The 16,913-nt window shown below is 67.7% G+C and carries 13 protein-coding genes; 7 read left to right on the top strand and 6 right to left on the bottom strand.

The annotated features are described in order from the left end of the window. Positions 1-32 precede the first annotated feature (32 nt). Complete coding sequence (locus ACQR0W_RS17455; RefSeq protein WP_315713953.1) at positions 33-1,169, top strand: GGDEF domain-containing protein; 1,137 nt, start codon at positions 33-35, stop codon at positions 1,167-1,169. 16 nt (positions 1,170-1,185) lie between these two features. Here the strand turns inward: ACQR0W_RS17455 and ACQR0W_RS17450 are convergent, their stop codons facing one another. Continuing rightward, entirely contained in the window at positions 1,186-2,115 is a 930-nt protein-coding gene (locus ACQR0W_RS17450; RefSeq protein ID WP_316169454.1) for a CobW family GTP-binding protein, read from the bottom strand. Continuing rightward, positions 2,112-3,605, bottom strand: coding sequence for an amidohydrolase family protein (locus ACQR0W_RS17445; RefSeq protein ID WP_315826045.1), 1,494 nt, complete (start codon positions 3,603-3,605; stop codon positions 2,112-2,114). Before ACQR0W_RS17445 ends, ACQR0W_RS17450 begins: the two co-directional genes overlap by 4 nt. A gap of 216 nt (positions 3,606-3,821) precedes the next feature. On the opposite strand from ACQR0W_RS17445, the gene ggt reads away from it, so the two are divergent. Then, a complete protein-coding gene (gene ggt, locus ACQR0W_RS17440) occupies positions 3,822-5,495 on the top strand; it encodes a gamma-glutamyltransferase (protein WP_316169455.1) in 1,674 nt (557 codons plus the stop codon). A gap of 3 nt (positions 5,496-5,498) precedes the next feature. Here the strand turns inward: ggt and ACQR0W_RS17435 are convergent, their stop codons facing one another. The 4 genes from ACQR0W_RS17435 to ACQR0W_RS17420 form a co-directional block, all read right to left on the bottom strand. Then, positions 5,499-7,049: a GMC family oxidoreductase gene (locus ACQR0W_RS17435; protein WP_316169456.1), complete on the bottom strand. Its 1,551-nt coding sequence runs from the start codon at positions 7,047-7,049 to the stop codon at positions 5,499-5,501. 85 nt (positions 7,050-7,134) lie between these two features. Beyond that, the gene (locus ACQR0W_RS17430) at positions 7,135-8,469 is read right to left on the bottom strand and encodes an acyclic terpene utilization AtuA family protein (protein ID WP_316169457.1); all 1,335 of its coding nucleotides are present in this window, start codon (positions 8,467-8,469) and stop codon (positions 7,135-7,137) included. 113 nt (positions 8,470-8,582) lie between these two features. Continuing rightward, the gene (locus ACQR0W_RS17425) at positions 8,583-9,707 is read right to left on the bottom strand and encodes a GGDEF domain-containing protein (RefSeq protein WP_315826041.1); all 1,125 of its coding nucleotides are present in this window, start codon (positions 9,705-9,707) and stop codon (positions 8,583-8,585) included. A 185-nt stretch (positions 9,708-9,892) separates the two neighbouring features. Then, positions 9,893-10,726, bottom strand: coding sequence for a glucose 1-dehydrogenase (locus ACQR0W_RS17420; RefSeq protein ID WP_315713946.1), 834 nt, complete (start codon positions 10,724-10,726; stop codon positions 9,893-9,895). 128 nt (positions 10,727-10,854) lie between these two features. Between ACQR0W_RS17420 and xylB the strand changes: the two genes are divergently transcribed. The 5 genes from xylB to ACQR0W_RS17395 all read left to right on the top strand — a co-directional run bounded on the left by xylB (position 10,855) and on the right by ACQR0W_RS17395 (position 16,908). Beyond that, positions 10,855-12,300, top strand: coding sequence for a xylulokinase (xylB, locus tag ACQR0W_RS17415; RefSeq protein ID WP_315752631.1), 1,446 nt, complete (start codon positions 10,855-10,857; stop codon positions 12,298-12,300). Positions 12,301-12,448: 148 nt separating this feature from the next. Further along, positions 12,449-13,972 carry a sugar ABC transporter ATP-binding protein gene (locus ACQR0W_RS17410; RefSeq protein WP_315713944.1) on the top strand — a complete coding sequence of 508 codons (1,524 nt, stop codon included), beginning with the start codon at positions 12,449-12,451 and terminating at the stop codon, positions 13,970-13,972. Then, positions 13,965-15,005 carry an ABC transporter permease subunit gene (locus ACQR0W_RS17405; RefSeq protein ID WP_315713943.1) on the top strand — a complete coding sequence of 347 codons (1,041 nt, stop codon included), beginning with the start codon at positions 13,965-13,967 and terminating at the stop codon, positions 15,003-15,005. Before ACQR0W_RS17410 ends, ACQR0W_RS17405 begins: the two co-directional genes overlap by 8 nt. A gap of 100 nt (positions 15,006-15,105) precedes the next feature. Next, positions 15,106-16,053 carry an ABC transporter substrate-binding protein gene (locus ACQR0W_RS17400; RefSeq protein ID WP_315713942.1) on the top strand — a complete coding sequence of 316 codons (948 nt, stop codon included), beginning with the start codon at positions 15,106-15,108 and terminating at the stop codon, positions 16,051-16,053. A 516-nt stretch (positions 16,054-16,569) separates the two neighbouring features. Further along, positions 16,570-16,908 carry a Rieske 2Fe-2S domain-containing protein gene (locus ACQR0W_RS17395; protein ID WP_316169458.1) on the top strand — a complete coding sequence of 113 codons (339 nt, stop codon included), beginning with the start codon at positions 16,570-16,572 and terminating at the stop codon, positions 16,906-16,908. Positions 16,909-16,913: the final 5 nt, after the last annotated feature.

Genomic DNA, 16,913 nt, shown 5'->3' with positions numbered 1-16,913 from the left:
AACTGTTAGGAAAGGTGTCCCATGGTGTTCCCATGGGACATGGGCTGCTTTCCAGATTCATCCATCCGAACCCGGCGATCCGGCGCGAGCTCGTCGATCTGCTGTACACGTCTCTGCCGCAGGTCATGTCGATCAACGCGGCCGCCATCACCGGCTCGGTCACGCTTGCGGTCCTGCACGGCGATCCCGGCTACATCGCGATCACGTTCGCGATCATCGTCAACGCCATCGGTCGCGTGGTCAGCCTGCTGCGCTACAAACAATATGCGGGACGCCTGTCCGATCGCGACGTGATCCTCTGGGAGAAAGTCTACGCCGCGGGCGCCGCCGCCTTCGGCCTTGCGCTTGGCGCTCTCACCTTCCGCGCGTTCCAGCTCAACGATGCTCCGGGCGCATGGATCGCCTTCGGCCTGTCGATGTCCTATTGCGTCGGCATGGTGTCGCGCGCGGCGATCCGCCCGTGGGTCGTGCTGACGACAACCGCCGTGCTGCTCGCCCCGACGCTCATCGCCGGATTGATGCGCCCGGAGCTGCCCTATCAGCTCGGGGCCGTCCTGCTGGTGCTGTTCTGGTTCTCGATCCGCGAAGCCTCGCGCCATCTCAGCACCGCGTTCATCGAGCGGCTCGAGGCCAAGCACGCGCTGGCCCGCCAGGCCAACCATGATTTCCTGACCGACCTGCCCAACCGGGCGGCCTTCCTGGCTGCGCTCGAACGCACGACCCGGACTGTCGCGATCATTGCCATCGATCTCGACGGCTTCAAGCCCGTCAACGACCGCCATGGCCACCACGCCGGCGACGACCTGCTGCGTCAGGTCGCAGCCCGGCTGTCGAGCTGTGTCGGCCAGGGCGGTCTCGCCGCGCGCTTCGGCGGCGATGAGTTCATGCTGCTGAAGCCGGTGACGGGCGGCGCGGACGGACGCGACGAGGCGCTGGCGCTGGCGCGCGAAGCAATCCGCTCGCTGTCGATGCCATTCCTGCTGTCCGACATCCCCGTGGTGATCGGCGCCAGCGCCGGCCTGCTGGTGAACGACCGGCCGCTCACGGACGAGTCCATGGACGAGGTGCTGCGCCAGGTCGACAGCGCGCTCTATGCCGCCAAGCGCGCCGGGGGCGGCTGCTGTACCTGGGCCGAGGCCGCGGACGGCGCATTGCGGCAGGCGGGCTGACGCGCGGCCTTCGATCTCAGGCGACGATCACCTCGTGCAGCAGCGCGTCGATCTCGCCGGCGTCGAGCTCACCTTCGCGTCCGATCAGCACGAGCTGGGCCGTGAGGCCATCGGCGGGCGACACCGGCGACGGCGCCAAGGTGCCGCGCGTCGCCACCGACTGAAACAGGATCGGCTGTCCCGGATGGTCGGTGAACAGCAGGATGCCCTTGATGCGCAGGGTGCGCGGCGCGAGCTTTCCGATCACCTGCTGAAAGCGGGCCAGCGACAGCGGAGCACGGGAGGTCCAGGTGAGGGTTGCGAAAGGTTGCGACATCGTCGGCACCTGCTTGGGCAGCTCTCGCGGCGCGCGAATGTCGCGGCTGAACAGCAGGTCCGGCGCGACGACGCCATGCGCGATCTCGAAGATCGCCGATTGCGGCTTGGTGCCGCCGACGACGGCGCGGGCCGCATCGAGCGCGGCGCGGTCGAGCAGATCGGCCTTGGTCAGCAGCACGAAATCCGCGGCCCGCAACTGCGAGCGCCACAGCACATCCTGTTCGATCTCGGGATCATCGCGCAGCCGCTGCGGGTCGACCAAGGTGACGACGGTCTCGAGCGGCGCCACCTTGAAGATCACGGGATCCATCAGGCTGCGGATGATTTCGGCGGGATCGGAAATGCCCGATGTCTCGATCGCAATCGCGTCGGGTGCCGGATCGCGCTTGATGACGGAGGACAGCGTGCGCAGCAGGTCGCCCTGCAGCGAGCAGCAAATGCAGCCGTTCTTGAGGCTGATCACCTCCGCGGTGACGGAGCCGAGCAATTGCGCGTCGATGTCGACCGCGCCGAAGTCGTTGACAACAGCCGCGATACGCCGTCCGTCCGGATTGGCGAGCAGATGATTGAGCAGGGTCGTCTTGCCGGCACCGAGCGATCCGGCGACCAGCAGGACCGGGACGATCATGACAGGACCGGACGGCGTACCGCCTGCCCCGGCCTGACGTCGCGAACGAGCTCGCCATCAGTGATGACGGCGCGGCCATTGACGAGCAGATGCCGCACGCCCTCGGACGGCCGGTTCATGTTGAGGAAGTCGGCGCGGTCACGCAGGCTGGCGAGATCGAGCACGGCGATGTCGGCGTCGCAGCCGGCCTGCAGCCGTCCCTTCTTGCGCATCGCGGGCGTCGACGGTTCCAGAATCCGGGCCGGGATCAGCGTGCACTTGGCGAGGCCCTCCATCAGCGGCACCGCCTTGCGGTCCAGCACCCATTCGCGCAGGAATTTGGTGAACGTCGCCGATGAGCGCGGATGCGACACCGCGTCATCCGGCAGCGGCCAGGCGTCGCCGGTGTAGTCCGTGCCGTTGGACAGGATCCACGGCATCGCATCGGAGGCGATGGCGCCGCCCGGAAACAGCACGGAGACATCGAGCAGGTCGCGGTGGCGCTGGTTGACGGCGACATCGAGGAAATGGATCAGCACCAATGCGCCGGGATCGTCCTGCTGCCGCGCCAGCAATTCGTCACGGCTGCCGAGCCGATGGCGCTCGGCGACCATCTCGATTGCGTCATAGCCGGTGCCCATGCGCTGGCAGAACGCGGGATCGGCGAAGAAGCCGGCGCCGACCACGGTCGAGCCGGTGCCGTAGGGATAGGCTTCGGTCGTGACCTTCAGGCCTTGCTTCTGCGCGGTCTGCACCAGCTCGGCGCAGCGCTCGACATCCTGCAGGCTGGTGCTGTTGAAATGGCAGATGTGCATGTGGGCGCCGGTCGAGCCGGCCAGCCCGATCAGCCGCGTGTAGGCATCGACTGAGCTGCGCGGATCGACGTTCGACATATAGGCGATGTGCGTGTAGGTCGGCACGTCGTGCTTGGCCGCCAGGCTGCACAGCTCCGACAGCTCCTTCATGCCGGTGCCGGGCGCGTAGGCGTTCGGGAAGGCAATGCCGAGACCGCCCTGCTCCAGACCCTGCCGCGTGCGCTCGACGATCTCGGCGGTCTCGGCAGCCGTGGCGACCTCCTCGACCCAACGCTTGTCGCGCATCGCCTCGCCCATGCCGGCGATGTTGGACGCGGTCTGCTGCGTCGTCATCGTCGCGATCCGCGCGAACACCCAGCCCGACGCTGCGCCGTAGTTCAGAAGGCGGCCGATCGCCGCCTGCTCGTCATACCAGCGCGCCACCGGCATCACGCCGATCTCGAGCTCGAGCGTGGTGGTGACGCCGTCGAAGGCCTGCATGCGGTCGGCCGGCAGCGACTGGCCATGCGCGTGCAGATCGATGAAGCCGGGCACGACGGCGAGGCCGGCCGCATCGACCACCTGATCGGCGGCCCCGCCGACATCGCCCACGGCAGCGATCGCGCCATCCTTGATGGCGACATCGGCCGTGGCGTCGAGCTTCGTTTCCGGGTCGAGCACGCGACCGCCGCGAATGATCAGATCGTAGTGAGGCATGAAATCAGCTGGGCTCGCGAGGTGGAACTGCGCCCAGGCCTAACACAGATGCGCGGCGATGAGAACGCGGCGGGAGAGATCGATGCTCTCCGAGCCATGCGTGGCGCACTTATCAGTTCGTCGAGCTGGGGCGCCGCTCTTCCCCTTGCGCAAAGGATCGGTCAGGATTGCGAAAGACGACCTCTCGGCATCCGCCGTTCGACAGAGGAGACCCGAATGGCTTCGCACATACGGCGCATCGCCGACTTCACCTGCGAGAAGCAGCCGGCGACGGGCTCGCGCGGCATGGTGGTGACCAATCATCCGCTCGCCTCCAGCGCCGGTGCCGAGATGCTGATGCGTGACGGCAACGCGATCGATGCCGCGGTCGCCGCGCTGTTCGCGCTGACGGTGGTCGAGCCGATGATGGTCGGCATTCTCGGCGGCGGGCTGTCGCACATCCGCCTTGCGGATGGACGGCACATCGTGCTCGACGGATTGAGCACCGCGCCGCGGCGCGCCACGCCAGGAATGTATGATCCGGTCTCCGACGAGATCACGCTGGCGCGCGAGACCCGCGGCCGCCGCAACGTCGCAGGCGCGCTCGCGGTCGCCGTGCCCGGCGCGCTGAAGGGATGGTGCGAGGCCCTGTCGCGCTTCGGCCGGCTGCCGCTGGCCGAAGTGATGGCGCCGGCGATCCGGCTCGCTGAGCACGGCTTCATCGCCAGTCCCTATCTCAACGATTGCGTGCGGCTGGTCGCGGACGACCTCGCGCGTGACCCGCATCTGTCGACGCTGTTCCTGCCGGGCGGCGAGCCCGTCAGGCCAGGCACGCGCGTGATCCAGACCGACTATGCGGCATCGCTGCGGCTGATCGCGGAGCAAGGACCGGACGCTCTCTATGGCGGGCCGCTCGGGATCGCGCTGGCCGACTACACGGCCGACAATGGCGGGCTGATCGATGCGAGCGACCTCGCCGCCTACAAGGTGATCGAACGCGCGCCGATCCGCGGCCACTATCGCGGCCATGAGATCATCGGCCCGCCGCCGCCCTCCTCCAGCGGCGTGCACATCGTGCAGATGCTGAACATCCTCGAGGGTTTCGACGTCGGCGGGCTCGGCTTCGGTTCGGCCGATGGCGTGCACGTGCTTGCCGAAGCCTTGAAGATCGCCTTTGCCGACCGGGCGGTCGCCACCGCCGATCCCGCTTTCGTCGACGTGCCGGTCGAGCGGCTGACGTCGAAGGCCTATGCCGCGCAGCGGCGGGCGCAGATCGACATGAGCCGGGCCCGGAGCTTCGGCCCGGGCCTTGCGCCGACGGAGTCCGCCAACACCACCCATGTCACGGTCGCCGATGCCGAGGGCAACGTCGTCGCGGCGACCCAGACCATCAACGGCCTGTTCGGCGCCTGCGTACAGATCCCGGGCACCGGCATGACCGCCAACAACTACATGTACAATTTCGATCCGCATCCGGGCCGCGCGCTGTCGATCCAGCCGGGCAAGCGCGTCTTCACCTCGATGGCGCCGATGATGGCGCTGCGCGACGGCCGCTTGCGCTATGCGCTCGGCCTGCCCGGCGGCCTGCGCATCTTTCCCTCGGCCTTCCAGGCGCTGGTCAACCTGATCGACCACGGCATGTCGCTGCAGGAGGCGGTCGAGGCGCCGCGGCTCTGGACGCAGGGCGGCGTGCTCGAGCTCGAGCCGGCGTTTCCCGACCATGTGGCGCGGGAGCTCGCCGCACGCGGGCACGAGATCAAACGCGAGCCGGTCGTGGCCGGCGGCATGAACGCGATCGCGTTCGGCGACGACGGCACGCTGACGGGAGCCGCGTGCTGGCGCGCCGACGGCACCCCGATCGCGATCTCCGGCGGGCGCGCCCGCGCCGGGCTTCGCTTCGCCATCGCGTGAGCTCTACAGGCGCTCTCGCATCATCCGCGCGATCGCCTCGCCGATCACGACGGTGGTGAAATGCGTGTTGGCGCGGCAATCGGACGGCATGATCGAGGCATCGGCGACGCGCAGGCCGGCAATGCCCTTCACGCGGCCGTCCGGATCGACCACGCCGTCGCCATCGTCGAATCCGCTCATGCGGCAGCTCCCCGCCGCATGCTGGATGTCGCCGGTGACCTGCCGCAGCAGCGCATCGAGCTCGGCCTCGGGCAGCGCAGCCGCCTGCGGCAGCGTGAACTCCGTATCGCCGAGGCGAATCCAGTCGGCGATGTCGCGCAGCGCCGGCTGCACCGTGATCACGGCCAGCCGCTTCACCGCGTCCCGCATTCGCGCCACGTCGCGCGGATCGGCCAGCATGTTCTCCTCGACGATCGGATCCACGCTCGGATCGGTCGAGGCGAGCCTGAGCGTACCGCGCGAGAAGGCGTTGAACAGTCCGGCGCCGATCGCGCCCGGCACGCCGATGCCCCGATGGTTGAACGCGATCAGGATCATGTCGCGCTTGCCGCCGCCGGCGAGGCCCGACGAGTAGGTGACGCAGCAATTGGTATGGCGCGTGTCGCGGTCGGTCGGACGCAGCGCCTCGCGGAGCTGGATGGTGGTGCGGAACAGCGGATGATCGAAGAAGTGCCGGCCGACCGGAAGATCACGCACGACCGCAATTCCCATCTCCAGCAGATCGGTCGCAGGGCCGATACCCGAGCGCAGCAGGATCGCGGGGCTGTGGATCGCGCCGGCGCACAGCACGACCTCGCGCGCCGCGACGTTTTTCACGCCTTCACCTTCGACGTGGACGCGCACGCCGGTCGCCCTGCCGTCGCTGATCAGCAGCCGATCGACCAGCGCCCGCCCTCGGATCTCCAGGTTCGAACGGCCGCGGGCGGGCTCGAGATAGCCCTCATTGGTGGAGATACGGCGGCCGTTGCGGCTGTTGATCGGATAGCAGGCGACGCCCTCGCCATCGGGCCCATTGAGATCGTCGCACGAGCGATAGCCGCTCGCCAGCGCGGCATCGCGCAAGCCACGATCGATCGGGCCCCATGTGTCAGGCGGTGCGCGAGTGACCGGAAGCGGGCCGCCGCGACCGTGCCCCTCGCGATCACCGAATGCGAGATCGTCCTCGATCACCGCGAACAGCGGCATGATGTCCTTGGCCGACCATCCCGTGCAGCCATTGGCCGCCCATTCATCGAATGCGTCGGCCACGCCGCGGATCGCGATCTGGCCGTTCATCATCGAGCTGCCGCCCAGCCCCTTTCCGCGCCAGTAGAAGCGCATGTCCTGCCCGGCGACGCGGCGGGACATCAACTGCGGCCACTGCCATTTCTCCTGGAAGGCGCGATCATGGATGATCGGAATCGGGTTGGGCGTCACGATCTCCCACGGCGCGTCGTCCGCGCGCCAGTCCGCGCCGGCTTCGAGCAGCAGGACCCGCGTCCGGGGGTCTTCGGACAGGCGCGCAGCGACGACCGCTCCCGCGGAGCCGCCGCCGACCACAATGACGTCATACATGGACTGAATTCTCGCTGTTCTCAGGCACCGCAACCATGACGGCCAGCTTGCGCTGCCGAGAGCGATCCGTGAAGCCCTTGAAAACTCAGGCCGTCAGCATACCGACGCAGAGCTGCGGCGCATCCTCGGCAACGAGACAGGAGGCGACGGCGATCACCTCGCGAGCCGATTTCCAGGCGCCGCCGCCACCTGCCGGGCCATTGGTGTAGAGCGTCTCGACCTCGTTGCCGATACGGATCGCCTCCGCCATCGTCTCGGTCCGCCCGGCGACACGAACGCGCACCTCGTAGGGCTCGGTACCCTGTGCGCGATCGTCGCCATGCAGCGCATTCAACCCGATCAGGTCGCAGCGCAGCTCGTTCACCGCCACGCCGGTGAGCGCGAGGCGCTCCCTGACGACATCGAGCGCAAGGCGGCCGCGCGTGACCGCGCCAGGGCCGGCATAGGAGATCTGACCCTCGCCGACATAGGAATCGAGATAGCCGACCGAGGTCTTCAGCAGTCCCGTCTTCGGCCGGCCGCGACCGCCGACCACCCTGACCCGGTCCGGACCAAGCTCCTCGACGGTCACCTGCGAGAAATCCGCCACGACGTCGGGTTGGAAATATTGCACGGGATCGTGGATCTCATAGAGCAGTTGCTCCTTCACGGTCGCCGGCGTGACGCAGCCGCCGGAGCCCGCGACCTTGGTCACGATCAGTTCGCCATCCTCGCGCACCTCGCCGATCGGAAAGCCGAGCCGGGCGAGATCGGGAACATCCTTCGCTCCGGGATCGGCGAAATAGCCGCCGGTGATCTGTCCAGCGCATTCGAGCAGATGACCGACGACGGTGCCCTGCCCGAGCCGGTCCCAATCATCCAGGGCCCAGCCGAACTCGTGGATCAGAGGTCCGAGAAAGAGCGCCGGGTCGGCGGCGCGCCCGGTGATCACGACATCCGCGCCGGCCGCGAGCGCCTCCGCGATCGCGCCCGCCCCGACATAAGCGTTGGCCGAGACGACCCGATTGCCGAGGGCCCGGATCGTGTCGCCGGTGTCGAGCACGACATCCGCTGTCTTCAACGGCTCCAGAACATCGTCGCCGGTCACGGCCGCGATCTTCAGCCCCGTCAGTCCAAGCCGGCGCGCGATGGTGCGGGTGGCTTCGGCCGCGGCGACCGGATTGGCCGCCCCCATGTTGGTGATGATACGGACCTTGTTGGCGCGGCAGATCGGCAGCACGGCCTGCATGCGCGCCGCCAGCAGCGGATCATAACCGGCGGCCGGATCCTTCATGCGCGCCTGCTGCGCCAGCGCGATCGTGCGCTCCGCCAGGCACTCGAACACGAGATAGTCCAGGCCGCCCTTCGCCGCGAGCTCCACCGCAGGCTCGATCCGGTCACCGGAATAGCCCGCTCCGGCGCCGATCCTGATGCTCCGCATCGGCCGCTCCTCCTGACATCGTGCGCCGTTCGTCGGCTTCTGCCGGCCACATTAGCGGCCACGGTCCGAGCTTGCCAGCGTCCGCGTGGAACGGTCAGGCTGCGATCGTGCTGCTAGTCCGCGAGCGCCAGCGTCGGCGCCTCGCTGCTCGCCGTGCATGCGACGGCAACGGCCATGTGCTCGTCGGCCCAGCACCAACGCTGGCCGCCGGCACGCTTGGCCGCATAGAGCGCGCGATCGGCCTGGTCGAGCAGCGCCTCGGTGTCCGCCTGCCGATCCTCGGTGACCAGGATGCCGGCGCTGGCGCCGATCTGAACGCGCGTTCCAGCCAGCGTGAAGGGTTGCGACAGCGCCGTCACCGCCGCTTGCGCGAACGCGAGAGCGGCGTCACGTCCCACCGCAGGCAGCAGCAGCATGAATTCGTCGCCGCCGAACCGCGCCGCCAGGCCCGTTTCGCCGAGGCAATCCTGCAGACGTGCGCCGACCTGGCACAGCAGCTCGTCACCGGCCTGATGGCCGAACCGGTCGTTGACGAGCTTGAAGCCATCGAGATCGACCGCGATGATGGCGACGGGGCGATCGCACCGGCCGAGCGCGGCGATGAACGCGGCGCGGTTCGGCAGGCCGGTGAGGAAATCGCGCAGCGCCTGCCGCGCCAAGGCCTGCTGCGCCGTGATCCGCTCGGTGAAGGCGGCCGTGAGTCGATACGACGTGCCGCGCAGCGTGATCCAGAACAGCACCACCATGCCGGCGCCCATCCGGTACACCGGCTCGGGCTGCATCAGGCAGGCCACCACGGTCGGAATCAGCAGCACCGCCGAGGAGGTCATGACGATCCATGGGCTGACCCGCGATACGATGCCGACGCAGAAGGCCATCGACAGGCCGAAGCACATCCAGATGCCCGGCCCGTCGCCGATCTGAAACGCGCGTGCCGACAACGCACCGACGGCCAGACCGAAGGCGGCGGCGCCGAGGCCGTAGAGGCGTTCCCAGCGAATGATCGCATCGTGATCGAGCCGATCGAAGCGCGCGGCGAACATCCGTAGCTTGAGAACACGAAGGGCGCCGATCACCAGCAGCACCACCGTGATCGCGGCGTAGCCCGGATCGCGCGCAACCCAGGCCATCACGCTGCCGATCACGACGGCGGCGGCCGAGATCGTCCCGACCAGCGGCATCGAGCTGTACAGCAGATGCGCGAGATCGCGACGAATGTCCGGGTCCAATCGATGCATCGCAATTCCAGTTCGCAAACGCGCGCACTCTCGTACCCGCGCCTTAACGAAATCTCGCTGCACCCGCGAAGGGCTGCCATGCGCCGCGGATGCTTAAGAGATCCTCACCGCGACGATGACAATGCAAGTGGATACAATGCGAATGATGGTGCGCGCACGCGCGCATGAGCGATGCAGGGCCGGGATCAGCTCGCCCAATTGTCTCGGAATTCGCCGAACAGCGTGATGCCGCCGCATGCATAGATCGTCTGTCCGGTGATGTAGCTCGCTTCGGACGAGGCGAGAAAGGCGAACACGCCGGCGATCTCTTCCGGGCTCGCCACCCGCCCCATCGGAATGTGGGACTCGACCGCCGCGCGCTTGGCCGGGTCCCCGGTCCAGGCCGCGTTGATCGGCGTGTCGACGGCGCCCGGCCCGACCGAATTGACGCGGATGCCGCGCCCGGCGAATTCGAGCGCCAGGGTCCGCGTGAGGCCCGCCATCGCGCTCTTACTGATCGAATAAGCGAGATAGCCGGGCTTCGGAATGATCTGGTGCACGCTTGAGGTGTTGATGATGTTGCCGCCGCCGCGCGTGACGAAATGCGCCAGCGCGTGACGCGCGCAGAGCACGGCACCGTTGAGGTTGACCTCGAGGATCTTGCGATACGTGTCGACGTCGAGCGCCTCGCTGGGCGATTCCCGCTGAAAGCCGGCATTGTTGACCAGGCAGTCGAGCCGGGGCCAGCGCTTCAGCACCGTCTCGAACATCTCGGCGATCTCGGCCTCGACGCCGATGTCGGCCTTCACGGCAACGTGATCACGCGAGCCGTGACCATGCGCGGCAGAGGCGGCCTGCACCAGCGCCAGGGTTTCGTCGCCGGACGGCGACGGGCCGCCGAAATTGATCGCGACATGCGCACCCTCCTCGGCAAACCGCACCGCGATCGCGCGGCCGATGCCTTGCGTTGCGCCCGTCACCAGCGCGTAGTGTCCGACGAGACGCGACGCCCGTTCGGCTGGTTGGTCAGATGGCTCCATGTCTCGACTCCGTGAAAATGATCTCGCCTCAGCACGCTGCGATGACTCGCGTTCGGATGACAAGGCTATCAGGAGTCTGGTATCGCTCCACTCCGTATCCGTCGTTGCGCACGCAGGCGTGAGACGTCATGTATCTCGGCATCGATCTTGGAACATCCGCGGTCAAGACGATCATCGTCGATGACACGCAGCGCGTCGTTGCGAGCCGCAGCCACGCCTTGACGATGGACGTGCCGCGACCGGGCCGGGCCGAGCAGGACCCCGCCGCATGGATCGGCGCGGTATTCGCCACGCTCGATGCGCTGAAGGCGGATCATCCCGGCGCGTTGGCGGCGGTGGACGCCATCGGCCTGTCGGGCCAGATGCATGGCCCGGTGCTGCTCGATGCCGCGATGAATCCGTTGCGGCCCTGCATTCTCTGGAACGACGGCCGGTCGGAGCGCGAATGCGCTGCGCTGGAGCAGCGCTGGTCCGCCTTGCGCACGATCACCGGCAACAAGGCGATGCCCGGCTTCGCCGCGCCGAAGCTGATGTGGATCGCGGCGCACGAGCCCGAGATCTTCGCGGCCACGCGGCTGGTTCTGCTGCCGAAGGCCTATGTCCGGCTGGTGCTGACGGGCGATGCGATCGAGGACATGTCCGATGCGTCCGGCTCGCTCTGGCTCGATGTCACCAGGCGCGACTGGTGCGACGAGGGCCTCGCCGCCACCGGCCTCACCCGTGCGCAGATGCCGCGCCTCGTCGAAGGCTGCGCGCCGGCAGGCCGGCTGCGCAGTAACCTCGCGGAACGCTGGGGCATGACGAAGCGCCCAACCATCGCGGGAGGCGCCGGCGACAACCCGGCCGGCGCCATCGGCATCGGCGCGATCCGGCCGGGCGCCACGTTCATCACGCTCGGCACGTCCGGCGCCGTGATCTCGCCGGTCGACGCCGTCACGGCCAATCCCGAGCGCGTCGTTCACACCTTCTGTCATGCCATCCCGGCGATGTGGCTGCAGGCTGGCGCGATGCTGTCGGCGGCCTCATGCCTCGCCTGGGTCGCGCGGCTGCTCGGCGCGAGCGAGACCGAGCTGCTCGCCCCGCTGGGCGCGGGGCCCGCCGCGCCGTCGCCGGTCAGCTTCCTGCCCTATCTCGCGGGCGAGCGCACGCCGCATGACGATCCCCATGTCCGCGGCCTGCTCGACGGCCTGAGCCACGCCACCGACCGCAACGCCATCGTCCAGGCAGTGCTCGAGGGCGTTGCCTTCGCACTGGCCGACTGCCGCGACGCGCTGACGGAAACCGGGCTCGTCATTGCCGAAGCGGATGCGATCGGCGGCGGATCGCGCTCGGACCTTTGGCTGGCGATCCTGGCGAATGTGCTCGGCATTCCCGTTCATCGGCTGGCCGAGGGCGAGACCGGCGCCGCCTTCGGCGCGGCGCGGCTGGCACGTCTTGCCGTCACCGGTGAGGACATCGGCGCGGTCTGCACGCCGCCGGCGCGCGTGCGGACCTTCGCTCCGGACGTCGCGCTGTCGGCAGCCTATGCCGAGCGGCGGCCGCGCTGGCGACAGCTCTATCGTCGGCCGAGCTAACCGGATCTCCGAAAGGCATTCGTCGCGGCGACGTGTTGCGGCGGCGTCTCTTTCATATTGTATTCGGCAACAGCCTCTAGTTTAATGGCTTCCCGCGCCAGCGATCAACGAGCCGCGGACGACGAGACGACGTGCATTGGGAGGCACGATGAGCGGTCCGATCCTCGAGATGCGCGGGGTGTCGAAGTCATTCTTCACCATCAAGGCCCTGCACAAGGTCGACCTCACCGTCTACGCCGGCGAAGTCCATGCGCTGATGGGCGAGAACGGTGCCGGCAAATCCACGCTGATGAAGATTCTCTCCGGCGCCTATCGCCCGGATCCCGGCGGTGAGATCCGCATCGAGGGCCGGCCGGTGCGCATCGAAGGGCCGATGGGCGGCCGCAACGCCGGCATTTCGATCATCTACCAGGAGTTGTCGCTGGCGCCGAACCTGACGGTCGCCGAAAACATCTATCTCGGCCGCGAGCTGTCGCAGAGCGGCCTGCTCGCGCGCAGCACGATGCGCGAGGGCGTCGGACCGATCCTGGACCGGCTCGGCGCCGATTTCACGGCCTCCACCTTGGTGGCCGAGTTGTCGATGGGCCAGCGCCAGCTGGTGGAGATTGCCCGCGCGCTGCATGCACGATCCAAGATCCTGATCATGGACGAGCCGACCACCTCGCTGTCGGCCGGCGAGAGCGAGAAGCTGTTCGCGCTGATCCGCCAGCTCCGCGCCGAAGGGCTCGCCATCATCTACATCTCGCATCGCATGGACGAGGTCTATGCGCTCGGCGACCGCGTCACCGTGCTGCGCGACGGCCGGCTGGTCGGCTCGCTCGACAAGCCGGAGATCCGCGCCGACAGCATCGTCCGCATGATGGTCGGTCGCGACGTGTCGTCGTTCTACAAGAAGGACCACGACCCGCACGCCAAGCGTGATCGCGCGGTGCTCAGCGCCGTCGACCTCGGCGACGGCCATCGCGTCAAGAATTGCTCGTTGACCGTTCATGCCGGCGAGGTGGTCGGCCTCGCCGGGCTGATCGGCGCCGGACGCACCGAGCTCGCGCATCTCATCATCGGAGCCGCGCCGAAGACGACCGGACACATCGAGCTCGACGGTGAGAAAGTCAGCATCGACACGCCGCGCGATGCGCTCGATGCCGGCATCGCCTATCTGACCGAGGACAGGAAGGCGCTCGGGCTGTTCCTCGACATGTCCTGCGCCGACAACATCAACCTCGCCGTGATCGGACGGGACGCGAAGCCCGGCGGCATTCTCGACCGCGATAAGGCGCGCGCACGCGCCGACGAGGCGTTCAGCGCGCTCGGCATCCGCGCTCCCAATCCTGGCGTAACCGTCGGCGGCCTGTCGGGCGGCAATCAGCAGAAGGTGCTGCTGTCGCGCCTGCTTGCGACCGCGCCGAAGGTCCTGATCCTGGACGAGCCGACCCGCGGCGTCGATGTCGGCGCCAAGTCCGAGATCTATTCGATCATCGACAATCTCGCCAAGTCCGGCACCGCGATCCTGGTGATCTCGTCCGATCTGCCGGAGATTCTCGGCATCTGCGACCGCGTGCTGGTGATGCGCGAAGGGCATCTGGCCGGCGAGTTGCAGCAGAGCGCGACATCCCCCATCACCCAGGAAGACATCATGGCGCTGGCCACCGGGACGGAGCACGTCGATGCCTGACAACAGTTCGTCGCAAGCCAAGACCGCGCCTTCATCCGGCCTGCCGTCCGCATCGGACAACAAGCAGCAGCGGCTACGGCTGATGATCCGTGCCGCCGGCATGCTGCCGGTGCTGCTGATCCTCTGCGTCGGCTTCCACATGCTGTCCGACGGACGCTTCTTCTCAGGACAGAATCTCGGCATCGTGCTGCAGCAGGCCGCCGTGAATACCGTGCTCGCCGCCGGCATGACCTTCGTCATCCTGACCGGCGGCATCGATTTGTCGGTCGGCTCGATCCTAGCCGCGGCTGCCATGGCCGGCCTGACACTGTCGAAGATGCCCGATCTCGGCGCACTGTGGCTGCCGGCCGCGGTGCTGACGGGCCTTGCCTTCGGCGTCGTCAATGGCGCGCTGATCGCGCTATTGCGGCTGCCGCCGTTCATCGTGACACTCGGGTCGCTCACGGCGGTGCGCGGTCTCGCCCGCCTGATGGGTGGCGACACCACCGTGTTCAACCCATCGATTCCCTACGCCTTCATCGGCAACGCCTCGCTGACGATCATTCCCGGCGTCGTCTCGATCCCCTGGCTGTCGGTGATCGCGCTGCTGGTGATCCTGGGCTCCTGGCTGATCCTGCGCCGGACCGTGCTCGGCGTGCACATCTATGCCGTCGGCGGCAATGAGAGCGCCGCGCGGCTCGCCGGCATCAAGGTCTGGGCGGTGCTGATCTTCGTCTACGGCATGTCCGGCCTGCTCGCCGGCCTCGGCGGCGGCATGCAGGCGGCGCGGCTCTATGCGGCGAACGGCCTGCAGCTCGGCCAGTCCTACGAGCTCGACGCGATCACCGCCGTCATTCTCGGCGGCACGTCGTTCGTCGGCGGCATCGGCTCGATCTGGGGCACGCTGGTCGGCGCGCTCATCATCGCGGTGTTGTCGAACGGGCTCATCTTGGTCGGCGTGTCCGACATCTGGCAATACGTCATCAAGGGCCTCGTGATCATCGGCGCCGTCGCGCTCGACCGCTACCGGCTGCAGGGCTCGGCCCGCACCTGAGACAACATGGCGGGCGCCACCGGGGCCCGCCACAACGCATTCTTCCACGGCCACTGGTCCGCCGTGCGTAGACGAACAGGAAGGACCAGGGAGGAAACACATGGTCAAGTCGATGTTATCAGCCGGTGCCGCGCTGGCGCTCGTGATGAGCTCCGCGCCGTCATCGGCCAAGGAGCTGAAATCGATCGGCGTGTCGCTGGGCTCACTCGGCAACCCGTTCTTTGTCGCGTTGTCGAAGGGCGCCGAGTTCGAGGCCAAGAAGACCAATCCCAACGTCAAGATCACCGCGGTCGGCTTCGAATATGATCTCGGCAAGCAGGTCACCCAGATCGACAATTTCATCGCCGCCGGCGTCGACATGATCCTGCTCAACCCGGGAGATCCCAAGGCGATCGGCCCGGCGATCAAGAAGGCGCAGGCGGCCGGCATCCTCGTCGTTGCGGTCGACACCGCGGCCGAGGGCGCCGATGCCACCGTGACGACCAACAACGTGCAGGCCGGCGAGATCTCGTGCCAGTACATCGTCGACAAACTCGGCGGCAAGGGTGACGTGATCATCGAGAACGGGCCGCAGGTGTCGGCGGTGATCGACCGCGTCAACGGCTGCAAGAGCGTGTTCGCCAAGGCCCCCGGCATCAAGGTTCTCTCCAGCGACCAGGACGGCAAGGGCTCGCGCGAGGGCGGCCTCACGGTGACGCAGGGCTATCTCACCCGCTTCCCGAAGATCGACGCCATCTTCGCCATCAACGATCCGCAGGCGATCGGCACCGATCTCGCTGCGCGTCAGCAGCAGCGCACCGGCATCATCATCACCGCGGTCGACGGCGCCCCCGACATCGAGGCGGCGCTGAAGGATCCGGCCTCGCAGCAGATCCAGGCCTCGGCCTCACAGGATCCGTTCTTCATGGCCCGCCGCGCCGTGCAGATCGGCGTCGGCCTGCTCAATGGCCAGAAACCGGCCTCGACGGTCGAGCTGCTGCCCTCCAAGCTGATCACGCGCGACAATGTCGGCGAGTACAAGGGTTGGACCTCGGAGCGGAAGGAATAGAGTTCGATCGTCGACCCGCATCTGATTGAAAGCAATGAGAAGCGCCGCCCTCTCTGGGGCGGCGTTGTGCTTGGAACCGCATTCTGTCTCGTCGGCGTGCCTTCAACGACCGATCGCCGCGGACTCGCGCGTCGATGGGAGATGTGGCAAACAATGTTCTCGACGGGGGAATTCAACCTGCGCTGGAATATTACCTGCCTGCGTTCCAGGAAGTGGCGGTGGCCCCGGACGAGTTGAGGGACATCTTCACCGGCATGGTCGCGCTGGTGCTGCAGGAGATAATTCGGCGGCAGGCCAACGGCGCCGCCCACCTCAGACCTCGGCCGCGGCCTGGTGCGGGCGCAGGGCCTGTTCCATTCCACAGCAGGAATTCCTCGCCGCGCTCGGCCGCGCATAGGACCGCGCTCAATCAGCGCCCTGTCGCGTTTGCGACAAGACTCCCCTGTTTGTCCCCGCTTTCCGCTGGTCCGGAACTTGCGTGGGCCTGCCTGACCGCATCAATCAGCAGGCGATCCGATGGCTTTCACCGCAGTCTGTCCGACAAGCGCCATGACCGAAGGCGGCATGGGCCTGTACCAGGTCGGCAAGAAGAGCGTGCTGCTGCTCTGGCCCCGTGACGGCGAGCTGAAGGCCTACCGCGGCCGCTGCCCGCATGCCGACGTGCCGCTGGCGGAAGCGACCTTCGACGGCCGGACGATCACCTGCCCGCACCATCAATGGGGCTTCGACGCCACCCATGGCAAGTGCGTCACCCATCTCGTCCGCAATGCGCTGCACGCCTACCCGCTGCAGGTCGAGGGCGATGAGATCCAGGTGGATGTCGGGCCGGTGAAGCCGGCACGCGCCGCGAACTGATCGGG

Origin of the sequence: Bradyrhizobium sp. HKCCYLRH1034 (genome assembly GCF_051168375.1) — a bacterium.
In the GTDB taxonomy this organism is placed as follows: Bacteria; Pseudomonadota; Alphaproteobacteria; order Rhizobiales; family Xanthobacteraceae; genus Bradyrhizobium.
The sequence above is the reverse complement of the archived record's forward strand: the minus strand, read 5'-3'. Positions and strand labels throughout refer to the sequence as shown.

Bases quoted from the DNA above. Each gene is read 5' to 3' on its own strand.
- ACQR0W_RS17455 (WP_315713953.1), top strand. From the start codon at position 33: ATGGGACATGGGCTGCTTTCCAGATTCATCCATCCGAACCCGGCGATC.
- ACQR0W_RS17450 (WP_316169454.1), bottom strand. From the start codon at position 2,115: ATGATCGTCCCGGTCCTGCTGGTCGCCGGATCGCTCGGTGCCGGCAAG.
- ACQR0W_RS17445 (WP_315826045.1), bottom strand. From the start codon at position 3,605: ATGCCTCACTACGATCTGATCATTCGCGGCGGTCGCGTGCTCGACCCG.
- ggt (WP_316169455.1), top strand. From the start codon at position 3,822: ATGGCTTCGCACATACGGCGCATCGCCGACTTCACCTGCGAGAAGCAG.
- ACQR0W_RS17435 (WP_316169456.1), bottom strand. From the start codon at position 7,049: ATGTATGACGTCATTGTGGTCGGCGGCGGCTCCGCGGGAGCGGTCGTC.
- ACQR0W_RS17430 (WP_316169457.1), bottom strand. From the start codon at position 8,469: ATGCGGAGCATCAGGATCGGCGCCGGAGCGGGCTATTCCGGTGACCGG.
- ACQR0W_RS17425 (WP_315826041.1), bottom strand. From the start codon at position 9,707: ATGCATCGATTGGACCCGGACATTCGTCGCGATCTCGCGCATCTGCTG.
- ACQR0W_RS17420 (WP_315713946.1), bottom strand. From the start codon at position 10,726: ATGGAGCCATCTGACCAACCAGCCGAACGGGCGTCGCGTCTCGTCGGA.
- xylB (WP_315752631.1), top strand. From the start codon at position 10,855: ATGTATCTCGGCATCGATCTTGGAACATCCGCGGTCAAGACGATCATC.
- ACQR0W_RS17410 (WP_315713944.1), top strand. From the start codon at position 12,449: ATGAGCGGTCCGATCCTCGAGATGCGCGGGGTGTCGAAGTCATTCTTC.
- ACQR0W_RS17405 (WP_315713943.1), top strand. From the start codon at position 13,965: ATGCCTGACAACAGTTCGTCGCAAGCCAAGACCGCGCCTTCATCCGGC.
- ACQR0W_RS17400 (WP_315713942.1), top strand. From the start codon at position 15,106: ATGGTCAAGTCGATGTTATCAGCCGGTGCCGCGCTGGCGCTCGTGATG.
- ACQR0W_RS17395 (WP_316169458.1), top strand. From the start codon at position 16,570: ATGGCTTTCACCGCAGTCTGTCCGACAAGCGCCATGACCGAAGGCGGC.